Origin of the sequence: Mesorhizobium sp. M0833, assembly GCF_040319905.1 — a bacterium.
In the GTDB taxonomy this organism is placed as follows: Bacteria; Pseudomonadota; Alphaproteobacteria; order Rhizobiales; family Rhizobiaceae; genus Mesorhizobium.
On sequence record NZ_JAMYOQ010000003.1, the window covers coordinates 319,657 to 332,695 of the forward strand.

Genomic DNA, 13,039 nt, shown 5'->3' on the forward strand with positions numbered 1-13,039 from the left:
GGCCAATCTGGGAGGATTGTCATGATGTCGACGGCGCAGGAACTCCATCCGGCCCCAACGCTGGAACCGGGCAGGACCATCCTCGAACTCCGCGGCCTGGAAAAACGCTATCCCGGCACCCACGCGCTGAAGCCGGTCGACCTCGCCTTCAAAGCCGGCGAGATCCACGCCATCGTCGGCGAGAACGGCGCCGGCAAATCCACCCTGATCAAGCTTCTGACCGGCGTCATGCCGCGCACCTCCGGCGACGTCATCTGGGAGGGCAAGCCTGCCGCATTGGCAACGCCGCATGAGGCGATGGCGCTCGGCATCAATGCCGTGCATCAGGAAGTGGTCCTGTGCCGCCATCTCACCGTCGCCGCCAACATGTTCCTCGGCGAGGAGGATGCACGTTTCGGCATCCTGCAGCAGCGGGCGATGGTCAGGCAGGCGCAGAAGATCATCGACGACCTAGGCTTCGACCTGCCCGCGCATGTCATGCTGGGTGACCTGACCATCGGCCAGCAGCAGCTGATCGCCGCCGCCCGCGCCACCGTGCGCGGCACCAAATTCCTGATCTTCGACGAACCGACCGCCTATCTCACCCGCAAGGAGGCCGACCAGCTGTTCACGCTGATCCGCCGGCTGAAGGGCGAAGGCGTCACCATCATCTACATCAGCCATCGCATGGAAGAAGTGTTCGAACTCGCCGACCGCGTCTCGGTGCTGCGCGACGGCACGCTGGTCGGCACCAGGAACATTGCCGAGACCAATGACGCCGAGCTGGTCAAGATGATGATCAACCGCTCGATCGAGCAGGTCTACCACAAGGAGCATTTCACCCCTGGCGCGACCATCGTCGAAGCCAGGAACCTGTCGGGCAAGGGCTTCGAAAATGTCTCGATGTCTGTCCGTGCCGGTGAGATCGTCGGCCTCTATGGCCTGATCGGCGCCGGGCGCAGCGAGTTCGTCACCACGCTCTATGGCCGCCACCGCAAATCGGCCGGCCAGATCCTCTGGGAGGGCAAGGAGGTCAAGGTCAATTCCGAACATGACGCGATCAGGCTCGGCATGGCGCTGGCCCCCGAAAGCCGCCGCGACCAGGGCCTCTGCCTCAACCTGCCGGTCGGGCTCAACCTCAATCTGCCGATCTACAAGCGCATCTCGAGCAATCTGCTGATCTCGCGCGCGCAGGAAAAGGCGCAAGCCGATCGCCAGATCGCCGACCTGCGCATCAAGACGCCGACACGCAGCGCCCTGGCCTCCAGCCTGTCCGGCGGCAACCAGCAGAAGATCGTCATCGGCAAATGGCTCGCCCACGGCGCCAAGCTGTTCATCTTCGACGAGCCTACCGTTGGCGTCGATGTCGGCACCAAGGCCGAGATCTACCGCCTGTTCGGTGCGCTGCTATCCAAAGGAGCCGGCATCATCCTGATCTCGTCCTACCTGCCCGAGGTCTATGAACTCGCCGACACGCTGCATGTGTTCCGGCGCGGCAAACTGGTGGCTACGCACGGGTTTCGGACCGCTGATCACGAGGAGATCCTCACCCAGGCGCTGGCCGAGAAACAAGAAAGACCGGGAGGACGGATATGAGCACCGAGGCGATCGCTGCCGAAAGGCCGAAACGCAACTACAACGCCCTGTTCGGGCTGACACTGCTGGCGCTGCTGGTTCTTTTGTGGGTCATCCTGTCGGTGGCGACGCCGAGCTTCGCCTCGGCCAACAACATCTCGAACCTGTTGCGGCAAGGGTCGATGATCGCCATCCTGGCGGTCGGCCAGACCTTCGTCATCATCACCGGCGGCATCGACCTTTCCGTCGGCGCCGTGGTCGGCTTCGCCACAGTCATCGTCGCGATGCTGATCAACGCCGGAACACCGGTTTTCCTGGCCATCCTGATCACCTTGCTGGTCGGCGTCGCCATCGGCATGTTCCACGGCTTCGGCATCGTCAAGATGGGCCTCCCACCCTTCATCATCACCCTGGCGACGCTGACCTCGCTGCGCGGCATCGGTCTGTTGATGACCAACGGCAACTCGATCTCGATCAACAACGATGCCTTCCAGACGTTCTCGCGCAGTTCCTTCGTCGGCGTCCCCAATCTGTTCTGGATGGTGATCCTGGTCGGCATCCCGGCCTACATCTTCCTGCACCACAGCCGCTGGGGCCGCTATCTGTTCTCGGTCGGCTCCAACGCCGAGGCGTCGCGCCTGTCAGGCGTCAACGTCCAGCGCACCATCTATATGGCCTACACGCTGTCGGGGCTGTGCGCGGCCTTCGTTGGCGTGCTGCTTGCCTCGCGCATCGGCATCGGCAATCCGACACAGGCCGAGGGCTGGGAATTGCAGGCGATCGCATCCTCGGTTATCGGCGGCACCTCGCTGTTCGGCGCTGTCGGCTCAGTGCACGGGCCGCTGCTCGGCGCCTTCATCCTTGCCACCATCAACAACGGCGCCAATCTGCTCAACGTCAACGCCTTCTGGCAGCGCATCATCACCGGTGTGCTGATCATCGTCATCGTCTATTTCGACGGGCTGCGCCGCCGCGGCAAATAGACGGCCTCCCCACAACCGCCGGCCTCGCGACAGCAGAGCCGGCGGTGCCATGAACCGACTGGATTGAAGCATGAAAGCCGTCGTCTGCCGCTCGCCCGGCGAACTTGTCCTCGAAGATCGTCCGGCGCCTGGCGCGCCCCCGGCCGGCTGGGCGCTGGTCGCCGTCAGCCATGTCGGCATCTGCGGCACCGACTATCACATCTTCGAAGGCAAGCACCCGTTCCTCGCCTATCCCCGCATTATGGGCCACGAAGTTTCCGGCACCGTGATCGAGGTTGGTGAGGGCGTCGATCTGGCAATCGGCGAACCGGTGGTCGTCAATCCCTATCTCGCCTGCGGCAAATGCATCGCCTGCCTGCAAGGCAAGCCGAATTGCTGCGTCAAGATCGAGGTGCTCGGCGTCCACCGCGACGGCGCCATGTGCGAGCAAATCCTGGTGCCGGCGCAAAATCTTTATCCGGCAAACGGCTTGTCGCTGGCCGATGCTGCTGCCGTCGAATTCCTGGCGATCGGCGCGCATGCCGTGCGGCGCTCGCTGGCTGATCCAGGTGCGCGCACGCTGGTCATTGGCGCCGGCCCCATCGGGCTCGGCACGGCGCTGTTCGCCCGCATCGCCGGGCTCGACGTGACGCTGCTCGACATGAGTGCGGAGAGGCTGGGTTTCGCCGAAAGCGAACTCGGCTTCGCGACCCTCGACGGCTCGCAGGGCGCTGCTGCGGACCTGGTGAGGCAAGCAACCGACGGCGACGGTTTTGACATGGTTTTCGATGCCACCGGCAACACCCAGTCGGTGCAGTCGGCCTTCGCCCATGTCGCGCATGGCGGGGCGCTGGTCCTGGTCAGCGTCGTCAAGGACGACATCGCCTTTTCCGATCCCGAATTCCACAAGCGCGAGATGATGCTGATCGGCAGCCGCAACGCGCTGCGTGCCGATTTCGACCATGTCGCCGCCTCGATCCGCAACGGCGCGGTGCCGTTGGCAAAGCTCGTCACGCACCGCACGACGCTTGGCGAAACGCCGCACGATCTTGCCCGCTGGGCGCATGAGAAGTCCGGCCTGATCAAGGCCGTTATCCAGGTCGGATGATGCTGGCGCACCTCAAAGCGCCGACAGTTTGAGCTCGATCCGCTCGGCCGGGAAGCGCGACTCCGAAAACTGGATCGGCTGACCGTCGGGCGTGACGTTGACGGCGACCGTCACCAGCACGATGGCGCCGGGCTGCAGGTCGAGGTCCGCAAGGTCGGCCGCATCGGCATGGCGCGCCGACAACACCGTCGATTGCCGCAGATAGTCGTCAATGCCAAAACGTGCCAGCGATGCGGTGATCGAACCGGTTTCCGCCATGGCAGCATCGATGCCGGCAAAGCGCCTGGCATCGAACCAGCCGGCAGCGCGGGACACTGGCATTCCATCGGCTTCGCCGCGCGTTTCCAGACGTATCACGTCGGCCCCCTTTGCAAGGCCTAAGCTCTCTGCCACACGACGGTTGGCAGGCTCGACCGATGACGCAAGCAAGGTGATATGCCGGTCGGACGCCTGTCCTTGCAATCCCTCCGAAAAGCGGGTGCGGGCGCCGATCGGATATGACAGCCGCCTGCGCGACAGCACGAAGGTGCCCCGCCCCTGCTCTGCCCTGAGCACACCCTCCTGCACCAGCGCTGCAATGGCGCTGCGGACGGTGTGGCGGTTGACGCCATAGCGCTCGGCAAGTGCCACCTCCGGCGGCAACGCCGCATTTTCGGGAAAATCGCCGACGGAAATCGAATGCAGTATCTGATCGGCGATCTGCCGCCACAGCGCGACACCGCTGCGCCGCTCGATGCTGTTGGCTTGTCCGATCATTTTCTGCCCCAACCTTTGCGCCCCCTCTTCTCGCCCTTGTCATGCACCCGTCATAGACACGCATTAGATAATAGGTATAATTTGTATAATTGTCTATATCAATAGACAAATTTCGATGCAAGGGAATGTTAACCATGCGAGGACAGGAAGCCCGCGATCAGGCTGAGCGCAAGGCCGTTATGGCAACGCTGGCGCAATCGACCGGCGACGATATCGTCCGTCTGTGGAACGAAGCCGGCCTGCCTTCTGAGGCGGAACTCCTGCGCGGCCCCGAAACCGGCCTAGTGACCGTGCGTGGCCGCATCGGTGGCGGCGGCGCGCCGTTCAACGTTGGCGAGGCGACGGTCACCCGCGCCACCGTCCGGCTCGCCTCCGGACAGGTCGGCCACTGCTATGCGCTCGGCCGCGACAAGCAGAAGGCAAGGCTGGCGGCAATCGCCGATGCGCTGTGGCAGGACCCGGCTCACCGCAATGAGGTCGAGACCAGGCTCGTCGCGCCCTTGCGGGCGGCACTGGCCAAGGCCCGTGACCAGCGCCGCGCCGAGACGGCGGCGACCAAGGTCGATTTCTTCACCATGGTACGCGGAGAAGACTGATGGACATCGTGACCCAAGCGATTGAAGGCGGCTTTGCCGATCCGGTGTTCGACGCCCAGACGGTCTTCCGGGCAGTGATGGACGCGATGGCCCGGCCGGGCACACTGCAGCCCCTGCCGGTCTTTACCCGTCCACCGACGCCGCTGTCAGCCACCGCGGGCGCCATTGCGCTGGCGCTGTGCGATAACGACACGCCGCTCTGGCTCGACCCCGCCTTGCAGGCTTCAGCGACGGTGAAATCCTGGCTTGGCTTCCATACCGGCGCGCCGCTGGCCAACACCCCGGCCGACGCGCATTTCGCGCTGATCGCCACGCCGGCCGAGATGATGGCGCTCGACGGGTTTTCGCAAGGCACCCAGGATTATCCCGATCGCTCCACGACGCTGATCCTCGAGGTCAGCGATCTTGTCTCCGGCGCTCCGCTGCTGCTCGAAGGCCCGGGCATCGAGAAGACGGCGACGATCGCGCCGGCGCAAATGCCGCGCCATTTCGTCGAGCAATGGAAGCAGAACAACCAGCGCTTTCCGCGTGGCGTCGACATCATCCTCGCCACATCCGAAGCAATTGCCTGCCTGCCCCGCACGACGCGCATCAAGACGATGGAGGCATAGGATGTATGTCGCGGTAAAGGGTGGCGAAGCGGCCATTCGCAACGCCCACAAACTGCTTGCCGACCGCCGGCGCGGCGATCGTTCGGTGCCCGCACTTCGCCTCAACCAGATCGTCGAGCAGCTGGCGCTCGGCGTCGACCGGGTGATGAGTGAAGGTTCGCTCTACGACAGGGAATTGGCGGCACTCGCCATCGTCCAGGCGCGCGGCGACTTGATCGAGGCGATCTTCCTCATTCGCGCCTATCGCACCACGCTGCCGCGCTTCGGCTACACCAAGGCGGTCGACACCGGCACGATGCTGGTCGAGCGGCGGGTGTCGGCCACCTACAAGGACCTGCCCGGCGGCCAGTTGCTCGGCCCGACTTTCGACTACACCCACCGGCTGCTCGATCCCGAGCTTGCTGCAGGCGGCGAAGTCGCCGAGCCGGAGCAGCGTGCCGGCGAGGCGGAAGCCATGCCGCGCGTGTCGGCGATCCTCGCCCGCGAGGGCCTGATCGAGTCCGACGGCGACATGCCTGAAGATCATGTCCCCGGCGACATCACCCGCGAGCCGCTCGAATTCCCGATGGCGCGCGACATCCGCCTGCAGGCGTTGTCGCGCGGTGATGAGGGGTTTTTATTGGCGCTCGGCTATTCCACCCAGCGCGGCTATGCGCGCAACCATCCCTTCGTCGGCGAGGTCCGTATCGGTGAGGTCGAGCTGGAGCTCGACGTGCCGGAACTGCCTTTCGCGGTGCCGCTCGGCAGGATCCGCGTCACCGAGTGCCAGATGGTCAACCAGTTCAAGGGCTCGGCCAAGGCGCCGCCGCAATTCACCCGCGGCTACGGCCTTGTCTTCGGCCAGAGCGAGCGCAAGGCGATGGCCATGGCGCTGTGCGACCGCGCGCTGCGTGCCTCAGAGTTGGGTGAGGATGTCGTCGCCGCCGCCCAGGACGAGGAGTTCGTCATCTCGCATTCCGACAATGTCCAGGCGACCGGCTTCGTCGAGCATCTGAAGCTGCCGCACTATGTCGATTTCCAGGCCGAGCTCGATCTCGTGCGCCGCATGCGCGCCGAGCACGACGCCCGCGAGAACGCCGGCAAGGCCGAAGAGAAGAGAGAGGCCGCGGAATGACCGCACAACCGACCGACATCGCCACCTACAACTTCGCCTATCTCGACGAGCAGACCAAGCGGATGATCCGCCGGGCGATCCTCAAGGGCATCGCCATCCCTGGCTATCAGGTGCCGTTCGCCTCGCGCGAAATGCCGATGCCCTATGGCTGGGGCACCGGCGGTGTGCAGGTCACCGCTTCGATCATCGGCCCGGATGATGTACTCAAGGTCATCGACCAGGGCGCCGACGACACCACCAATGCCGTCTCGATCCGCGCCTTCTTCAAGAAGGTCGCCAATGTCGCTGTCACCACTGAGACGGCGAAGGCGACCATCATCCAGACTCGCCACCGCATCCCCGAGCATCCGCTGAGCGCGGGTCAGGTGCTGGTCTATCAGGTGCCGATCCCCGAACCTTTGCGCTTCCTCGAACCGCGCGAAACCGAAACACGCAAGATGCACGCGCTGGAAGAATACGGCCTCATCCATGTGAAGCTTTACGAGGACATCGCCAAACATGGCCGCATCGCCACCACCTATGCCTATCCGGTCAAGGTCGAGGGCCGCTATGTGATGGACCCGTCGCCGACGCCGAAATTCGACAATCCGAAAATGCACCGTTCGCCGGCTTTGCAATTGTTCGGCGCCGGCCGCGAAAAGCGCATTTATGCACTGCCGCCCTTCACCGACGTGGTCAGCCTCGACTTCGAGGACCATCCGTTCGAGGTGCAGACCTTCGACCAGCCCTGCGCACTGTGCGCGGCCGAGAACGTCTATCTTGACGAAGTTATCCTCGACGACCATGGCGGCCACATGTTCGTTTGTTCAGACACCGACCATTGCGAGAAGCGGCGCGAGCAAGGCCATCGCGGCCACCTTGCGCCTGAAACCCCTCTTGCCCTGGAAAAAACGGAGCCGGCGCAATGACCGACGAACCGCTGCTGCGCGTCTCTGCGCTGTCCAAATTCTACGGCTCGCGCGTCGGCTGCGAGAACGTCACCTTCGATCTGTGGCCGGGTGAAGTGCTGGCGGTGGTCGGCGAATCCGGTTCCGGCAAGACCACTTTGCTCAACTGCCTGTCGACAAGGCTACTGCCCAGCTCCGGCACCGCCAGCTACCGCATGCGCGATGGCCAATTCCGCGAGCTCTACCGCATGAGCGAGGCCGAGCGCCGCTTTTTGATGCGCACCGACTGGGGCTTTGTCCACCAGAACCCCGCCGACGGGCTGCGCATGACGGTGTCGGCCGGCGCCAATGTCGGCGAGCGGCTGATGGCGGTCGGCGACCGCCACTACGGAAAAATCCGAGCCACGGCGGTCGACTGGCTGTCGCGCGTCGAGATCGACGAGGACCGCATCGACGACGAGCCGCGCGCCTTTTCCGGCGGCATGCGCCAGCGCCTGCAGATCGCCCGCAACCTCGTCACCGGGCCGCGGCTGGTGTTCATGGACGAGCCGACCGGCGGCCTCGACGTCTCGGTGCAGGCGCGCCTGCTCGATCTGCTGCGCGGGCTGGTCACCGACCTCGGCCTGGCGGCCATCGTCGTCACCCACGACCTTGCGGTGGCACGTCTGCTGTCGCAACGCATGATGGTGATGAAGGACGGCCGCGTCGTCGAAAGCGGCCTCACCGACCGCGTCCTCGACGATCCGCGCGCCCCTTATACCCAGCTGCTTGTCTCCTCGATTCTGCAGGTGTGACGATGATTGCTCCGGCGTACCCCCCTCTGGCCTTCCGGCCATCTCCCCCTCAAGGGGGGAGATCAGCAGCTTTTATGTCGCGCCCGTTCTGCGACACAGGAGAATGGCGAAACCGAATGCGACAGCCAATCTCCCCCCCTGAGGGGGAGATGGCCGGCAGGCCAGAGGGGGGTGTTGGCCCGCAGACGAATGACGATTGGAGAACCCTCTGATGGCAACCCCGCTCGTTGTCTCCGACGTCGCCAAAAGCTTCACCATGCATCTGCGCGACGGCATCAAACTGCCGGTGGTCACCGGCGTCTCGTTCGCGATCAGGGCCGGCGAATGCTCGGTGCTCGGCGGCCCGTCCGGCGCCGGCAAGAGCTCGATCCTGAAAATGCTCTACGGCAATTATGCCGCCGACGAAGGCCAGATCATCGTCCAGCACGAGGGCGGGCTGATCGATCTCGCAACTGCCAGCCCGCGCACCGTGCTTGCCGTGCGCCGGCTTACCATCGGCTATGTCAGCCAGTTCCTGCGCACCGTGCCGCGTGTCTCGGCGCTCGATGTCGTCGCCGAGCCGCTGGTCGAGCGCGGCGAGGAGCGTGAGGTCGCGCGCGGCAAGGCACGTGCCTTGCTGGCGCAGCTGAACCTGCCGGAAAAACTCTGGGCGCTGCCGCCGGCGACGTTCTCCGGCGGCGAACAGCAGCGCGTCAACATCGCGCGCGGCTTCATCACCGAGCATCCGATCCTGCTGCTCGACGAGCCGACCGCTTCGCTCGACGCCAGAAACCGCGACGTGGTGATTTCCCTGATCGCCGCCAAGAAGGCCGCGGGCGTCGCTTTGCTCGGCATCTTCCACGACCACGACGTGCGCGAGGCGGTGGCCAACCGTATCATCGACGTGACCGCCTTCGCCGCCGGGAAAATCGCCGCATGACCAGGAAACTGTCGGAGGCACCGCTGATCCACGAGACGGCGCAAGTCGAGAACTCGACGCTTGGCCGCTGGACCGAGATCGCCGAGCGCTGCCGGATTTCGGAAAGTGCGTTGGGCGACTATTCCCACATGATGCAAGACTGCGGCGTCTGGTGCGCGACGATCGGCAAATTCGCCAACATCGCCGCCAATGTGCGCATCAACGCCACCAACCACCCGACCTGGCGGCCGACGCTGCACCATTTCACCTATCGCGCCTCGGACTATTGGGACGACGCCGAGCACGAGAGCGAATTCTTCGCCCAGCGCCGCGCCAAGCGCGTCACCATCGGCCACGACACCTGGCTCGGCCACGGCTCGACTGTCCTGCCCGGCATCACCGTCGGTGACGGCGCGGCGGTCGGCGCCGGCGCGGTGGTGTCGAAGGACGTCGCGCCCTACACCATCGTCGCCGGCGTACCGGCCAAGCCGATCCGCGAACGCTTCGACCGCCGCACCGCGGAGCGCTACCAGGCGCTCGCCTGGTGGGACTGGGACCACGCTCGGCTGCGCGCCGCGCTCGAGGATTTTCGGGAACTGTCGGCGGAGGCCTTCCTGGAGAAGTATGGCGGCTAAGGGTCGTGAAATGGTGAATGGGGGCAGCGGACAGGTTTCGAGGCTCAGGAAAGCCTTTCTTGTCACCATTCACCATTCGAGCCTCTCGTGCTGGATTGGCCGCGCCGCTCCAGGCTGTGGGCAGTAACAAAACTGACATCGTTCCGACACCGCAGGTTCATGCGGCTGCGCTAGCGAGGGTCAACAGACCTTCAATTGCGATTGGACTGGAGCCTGCACCATGTCAGCTACGCTCGAAATCCGCGGCGTCACCCGCCGGTTCGGCAAGAACACCGCCGTCAGCAATGTCGACATCGCGATCCCGCACGGTCAGATGGTCGGCATCATCGGCCGTTCCGGCGCCGGCAAATCGACGCTTCTGCGCATGATCAACCGCCTCATCGATCCCAGCCAGGGATCCATCCTGTTCGACGGCGTCGAAGTCTCCGGGTTGCGCGGCTCGCCGCTCCGGCGATGGCAGCGCGACTGCGCCATGATCTTCCAGCAGTTCAATCTGGTGCCGCGCCTGGACGTGCTGACCAATGTGCTGCTCGGCCGGCTCAACCACCGCTCGACGCTGTCCAACCTGTTCGGCATGTTCTCGCGCAGTGAATGCGCCGAGGCTGTTGCCGCCCTTGAGCGTCTCGACATCGCCCGCACCGTACTGCAGCCCGCCGGCACGCTTTCCGGCGGCCAGCAGCAGCGCGTTGCTATTGCGCGTGCCATGATGCAGCAGCCGAAGGTGCTGTTGGCGGACGAGCCGATCGCCTCGCTCGATCCGCTCAACGCCAAGGTGGTGATGGATTCGCTGCAGGACATCAATTTGCGCGAAGGCATCACCGTCATCACAAATCTGCATACGCTTGATACGGCCCGCAACTATTGCAACCGTATCATCGGCATGGCCGCCGGCAAGGTTGTCTTCGACGGCCCGCCCGAAGACCTCAACCGCGAGGCCGTGCGCATGGTCTACGGCGCCGACAGCAATGGCGGCGAAATCTCCGAGGCCATCACCTCGACCAGCGTCGCCATCAAACAGAAAATCGCGGCATCCGCCGGACCGCTCGAGCCCGTATTCCCTGGCTACTGAGAACGGCCTGATCGCCCGCCCGCGTCAAAGGCACTCGTCAAAAGTTCGAACGCTCCGGCGCGAAGCCGGAACCAACAGGAGAGAGATAATGTTCAGGAAGATGGTTTTTGGCGCGGTTTCATTGCTCGCCATCGCAACAAGTGCCGCTCACGCCCAGGATATCAAGGAATTCCGCATCGGCATCCTTGGTGGTGAAAATGAAGCGGACCGGCTGCGCAACTTTCAGTGCCTCGCCGATCACCTGAAGTCCGAATTCGGCTTCGAGAAGGTCTCGCTGTTCCCGGCCGCCGACTATGACGGCGTGATCCAGGGCCTGCTCGGCGGCACCCTCGATTTCGCCGAGCTTGGCGCGTCAGGCTATGCCAGCGTCTACCTCAAGGATCCGAACGCCGTGACCCCGATCCTCACCACCCAGCAGACCGACGGCGCGACCGGCTATTATTCGATCGGGCTCGCTCTGAAGTCGTCCGGCATCACCGACATCAAATCGGCCAAGGGCAAAAAGCTCGGCTATGCCGACCCGGATTCGACCTCGGGCTACCTGATCCCGCTGACCCAGATCCCGAAGGACACCGGCGCTTCGAACGAAACCTTCTTCGCCTCGACACAGTTCAATGGCGGCCATGAGAACAACCTTCTCGCCGTCCGCGACGGCAAGGTCGACGTGGCGGTTGACGATTCTTCGGGCATCGGCGACTTCAAGAACGGCTACACCTCCGGCACCTTCCACAAGGAAGTCGCCAAGGGCGCCGTCGACCCCAACGACTTCGTCGAAGTCTGGCGCTCCGGCCTGATCCCGAACGGCCCGCTGGTCGTGCGCACCGCGCTCGGTGGCGATATGAGCGCCAAGCTCGCCAACTTCTTCACCAGTCTGCCGGCCAAGGACAAGCCTTGCTTCGAGGCCATCGAAGGCGGCGATTTCACCGGCTACGTTCCGGTGAAGCCCGACTTCTACAGCGTCATCGTCGAAGCCCGCAAAGCCGCGATCGGCGGCTGAATGCAGTTGCAAAGGGCGGCCTTACCAGCGCCGCCCTTTTTGCATGCCCGATCATGACCATCTCAGCCACGATCCGTTCAGACGCGACCCGGCGGACAGCCGACTCCTGGCGACGGCAGACGTCCTTGCGCCGGTTCTACACGGCGCTCGGCATCGGTTTGCTGCTTATCGCCATGTGCACAGCCATGTGGTTTGCCGACGAGGCCAATGCCGGACATTTCTTCGATCGGCTGCCGCACATACTGGATTTCCTTAGCTGGCTTGTTCCCAAAGACTGGAACGACGTCTGGCGGGCGCTGTTCGACATCGCATCGCCGCACGACAAGGGCAGCCAGGAGTTCAACTTCCCGCTTGGCCGCGTCTATCTCTGGGGCGGTTTTTACCTACCCGAATATTTCGAGCTGATGCTCACCACGCTCAACGTGGCGCTGGTTTCCACTTTCATCGGCTTCGTCTTTGCGGTGCCGTTCTCGTTCATCGCCGCGCGCAATTTGACACCCAGTCCGGTGCTCAGGCTCGTCGTCAAGCGCTTCATGGAACTGCTTCGCGCCTTCCCCGAGATCGTCATTGCCGGCCTGTTCGCAGCCATCCTCTCGACTGGCCCGGTCGCGGCCATCATCGCCATCGGCCTGCATTCGATCGGCGCCCTCGGTAAGCTCTTTTACGAGATCAACGAAAACATCGACATGCGCGCCGATGAAGGCCTGCGCGCGGTCGGCGCCAACTGGTTCGAGCGCGTGCGCTTCGCCGGCCTGCCACAGGTGCTGCCCAATTTCATGTCCTACGCGCTGCTCAGGATCGAGATCAATGTCCGTATCTCGACCATCATCGGCGCGGTCGGCGGAGGCGGCATCGGCGAGGAGCTGAAGCTCTCCATCTCACGCGGCTTTGGCGCCAAGACGCTGGCACTGGTGCTGCTGTTGTTTACCACCATCTTCCTCGTCGACCAGTTCTCCGCCTGGCTTCGTCGCAAGCTCGTCGGCGAGCAGGCATTTATGATGAGCGCCTGACCATGATCCAAAAAGTGGATTCCGGTTTTTGGAAAAGATCTTGGCAAA

14 protein-coding genes are annotated in these 13,039 nt (G+C 64.0%); 13 read left to right on the forward strand and 1 reads right to left on the reverse strand.

Annotation, left to right across the window (positions count from 1 at the left end):
* Positions 1-21 precede the first annotated feature (21 nt).
* The 3 genes from NKH98_RS05630 (at position 22) to NKH98_RS05640 (ending at position 3,624) form a co-directional block, all read left to right on the forward strand.
* Entirely contained in the window at positions 22-1,575 is a 1,554-nt protein-coding gene (locus NKH98_RS05630; protein WP_352476361.1) for a sugar ABC transporter ATP-binding protein, read from the forward strand.
* Complete coding sequence (locus NKH98_RS05635; RefSeq protein ID WP_352649512.1) at positions 1,572-2,537, forward strand: ABC transporter permease; 966 nt, start codon at positions 1,572-1,574, stop codon at positions 2,535-2,537. Before NKH98_RS05630 ends, NKH98_RS05635 begins: the two co-directional genes overlap by 4 nt.
* A gap of 70 nt (positions 2,538-2,607) precedes the next feature.
* Positions 2,608-3,624, forward strand: a complete 1,017-nt coding sequence (locus tag NKH98_RS05640) for a zinc-binding alcohol dehydrogenase family protein (RefSeq protein ID WP_352897067.1) — start codon at positions 2,608-2,610, stop codon at positions 3,622-3,624.
* 12 nt (positions 3,625-3,636) lie between these two features.
* On the opposite strand, the gene phnF is transcribed toward NKH98_RS05640, so the two are convergent.
* Positions 3,637-4,380, reverse strand: coding sequence for a phosphonate metabolism transcriptional regulator PhnF (gene phnF / locus NKH98_RS05645; RefSeq protein WP_352506646.1), 744 nt, complete (start codon positions 4,378-4,380; stop codon positions 3,637-3,639).
* Positions 4,381-4,514: 134 nt separating this feature from the next.
* On the opposite strand from phnF, the gene phnG reads away from it, so the two are divergent.
* The 10 genes from phnG to phnE all read left to right on the forward strand — a co-directional run bounded on the left by phnG (position 4,515) and on the right by phnE (position 12,991).
* Positions 4,515-4,976, forward strand: coding sequence for a phosphonate C-P lyase system protein PhnG (gene phnG, locus NKH98_RS05650; RefSeq protein ID WP_352897069.1), 462 nt, complete (start codon positions 4,515-4,517; stop codon positions 4,974-4,976).
* Positions 4,976-5,587 (forward strand): phosphonate C-P lyase system protein PhnH, encoded by a 612-nt coding sequence (phnH, locus tag NKH98_RS05655; RefSeq protein WP_352649509.1) that lies wholly within the window; start codon positions 4,976-4,978, stop codon positions 5,585-5,587. The genes phnG and phnH overlap by 1 nt, the downstream gene beginning before the upstream one ends.
* Before the next feature lies 1 nt (position 5,588).
* Entirely contained in the window at positions 5,589-6,701 is a 1,113-nt protein-coding gene (locus NKH98_RS05660; RefSeq protein WP_352897071.1) for a carbon-phosphorus lyase complex subunit, read from the forward strand.
* A complete protein-coding gene (locus NKH98_RS05665; RefSeq protein ID WP_352897072.1) occupies positions 6,698-7,609 on the forward strand; it encodes an alpha-D-ribose 1-methylphosphonate 5-phosphate C-P-lyase PhnJ in 912 nt (303 codons plus the stop codon). The genes NKH98_RS05660 and NKH98_RS05665 overlap by 4 nt, the downstream gene beginning before the upstream one ends.
* Positions 7,606-8,382, forward strand: a complete 777-nt coding sequence (gene phnK / locus NKH98_RS05670) for a phosphonate C-P lyase system protein PhnK (RefSeq protein ID WP_065009749.1) — start codon at positions 7,606-7,608, stop codon at positions 8,380-8,382. Before NKH98_RS05665 ends, phnK begins: the two co-directional genes overlap by 4 nt.
* A gap of 211 nt (positions 8,383-8,593) precedes the next feature.
* Complete coding sequence (gene phnL, locus NKH98_RS05675; protein ID WP_352897073.1) at positions 8,594-9,301, forward strand: phosphonate C-P lyase system protein PhnL; 708 nt, start codon at positions 8,594-8,596, stop codon at positions 9,299-9,301.
* On the forward strand, positions 9,298-9,915 hold the full coding sequence (locus NKH98_RS05680) for a DapH/DapD/GlmU-related protein (protein WP_352897074.1): 618 nt from the start codon (positions 9,298-9,300) through the stop codon (positions 9,913-9,915). The genes phnL and NKH98_RS05680 overlap by 4 nt, the downstream gene beginning before the upstream one ends.
* A gap of 220 nt (positions 9,916-10,135) precedes the next feature.
* Positions 10,136-10,984: a phosphonate ABC transporter ATP-binding protein gene (gene phnC / locus NKH98_RS05685; protein ID WP_352737543.1), complete on the forward strand. Its 849-nt coding sequence runs from the start codon at positions 10,136-10,138 to the stop codon at positions 10,982-10,984.
* A gap of 88 nt (positions 10,985-11,072) precedes the next feature.
* The gene (gene phnD, locus NKH98_RS05690) at positions 11,073-11,981 is read left to right on the forward strand and encodes a phosphonate ABC transporter substrate-binding protein (RefSeq protein ID WP_352476349.1); all 909 of its coding nucleotides are present in this window, start codon (positions 11,073-11,075) and stop codon (positions 11,979-11,981) included.
* 53 nt (positions 11,982-12,034) lie between these two features.
* Positions 12,035-12,991, forward strand: a complete 957-nt coding sequence (gene phnE, locus NKH98_RS05695; RefSeq protein WP_352897076.1) for a phosphonate ABC transporter, permease protein PhnE — start codon at positions 12,035-12,037, stop codon at positions 12,989-12,991.
* Positions 12,992-13,039: the final 48 nt, after the last annotated feature.

What these genes read in the sequence shown, in the direction of transcription:
- phnF (WP_352506646.1), bottom strand. Translation starts at nt 4,380, where the DNA reads ATGATCGGACAAGCCAACAGCATCGAGCGGCGCAGCGGTGTCGCGCTG.
- phnH (WP_352649509.1), top strand. Translation starts at nt 4,976, where the DNA reads ATGGACATCGTGACCCAAGCGATTGAAGGCGGCTTTGCCGATCCGGTG.
- NKH98_RS05640 (WP_352897067.1), top strand. Translation starts at nt 2,608, where the DNA reads ATGAAAGCCGTCGTCTGCCGCTCGCCCGGCGAACTTGTCCTCGAAGAT.
- phnC (WP_352737543.1), top strand. Translation starts at nt 10,136, where the DNA reads ATGTCAGCTACGCTCGAAATCCGCGGCGTCACCCGCCGGTTCGGCAAG.
- NKH98_RS05660 (WP_352897071.1), top strand. Translation starts at nt 5,589, where the DNA reads ATGTATGTCGCGGTAAAGGGTGGCGAAGCGGCCATTCGCAACGCCCAC.
- NKH98_RS05680 (WP_352897074.1), top strand. Translation starts at nt 9,298, where the DNA reads ATGACCAGGAAACTGTCGGAGGCACCGCTGATCCACGAGACGGCGCAA.
- phnG (WP_352897069.1), top strand. Translation starts at nt 4,515, where the DNA reads ATGCGAGGACAGGAAGCCCGCGATCAGGCTGAGCGCAAGGCCGTTATG.
- NKH98_RS05665 (WP_352897072.1), top strand. Translation starts at nt 6,698, where the DNA reads ATGACCGCACAACCGACCGACATCGCCACCTACAACTTCGCCTATCTC.
- NKH98_RS05635 (WP_352649512.1), top strand. Translation starts at nt 1,572, where the DNA reads ATGAGCACCGAGGCGATCGCTGCCGAAAGGCCGAAACGCAACTACAAC.
- phnD (WP_352476349.1), top strand. Translation starts at nt 11,073, where the DNA reads ATGTTCAGGAAGATGGTTTTTGGCGCGGTTTCATTGCTCGCCATCGCA.
- phnL (WP_352897073.1), top strand. Translation starts at nt 8,594, where the DNA reads ATGGCAACCCCGCTCGTTGTCTCCGACGTCGCCAAAAGCTTCACCATG.
- NKH98_RS05630 (WP_352476361.1), top strand. Translation starts at nt 22, where the DNA reads ATGATGTCGACGGCGCAGGAACTCCATCCGGCCCCAACGCTGGAACCG.
- phnE (WP_352897076.1), top strand. Translation starts at nt 12,035, where the DNA reads ATGACCATCTCAGCCACGATCCGTTCAGACGCGACCCGGCGGACAGCC.
- phnK (WP_065009749.1), top strand. Translation starts at nt 7,606, where the DNA reads ATGACCGACGAACCGCTGCTGCGCGTCTCTGCGCTGTCCAAATTCTAC.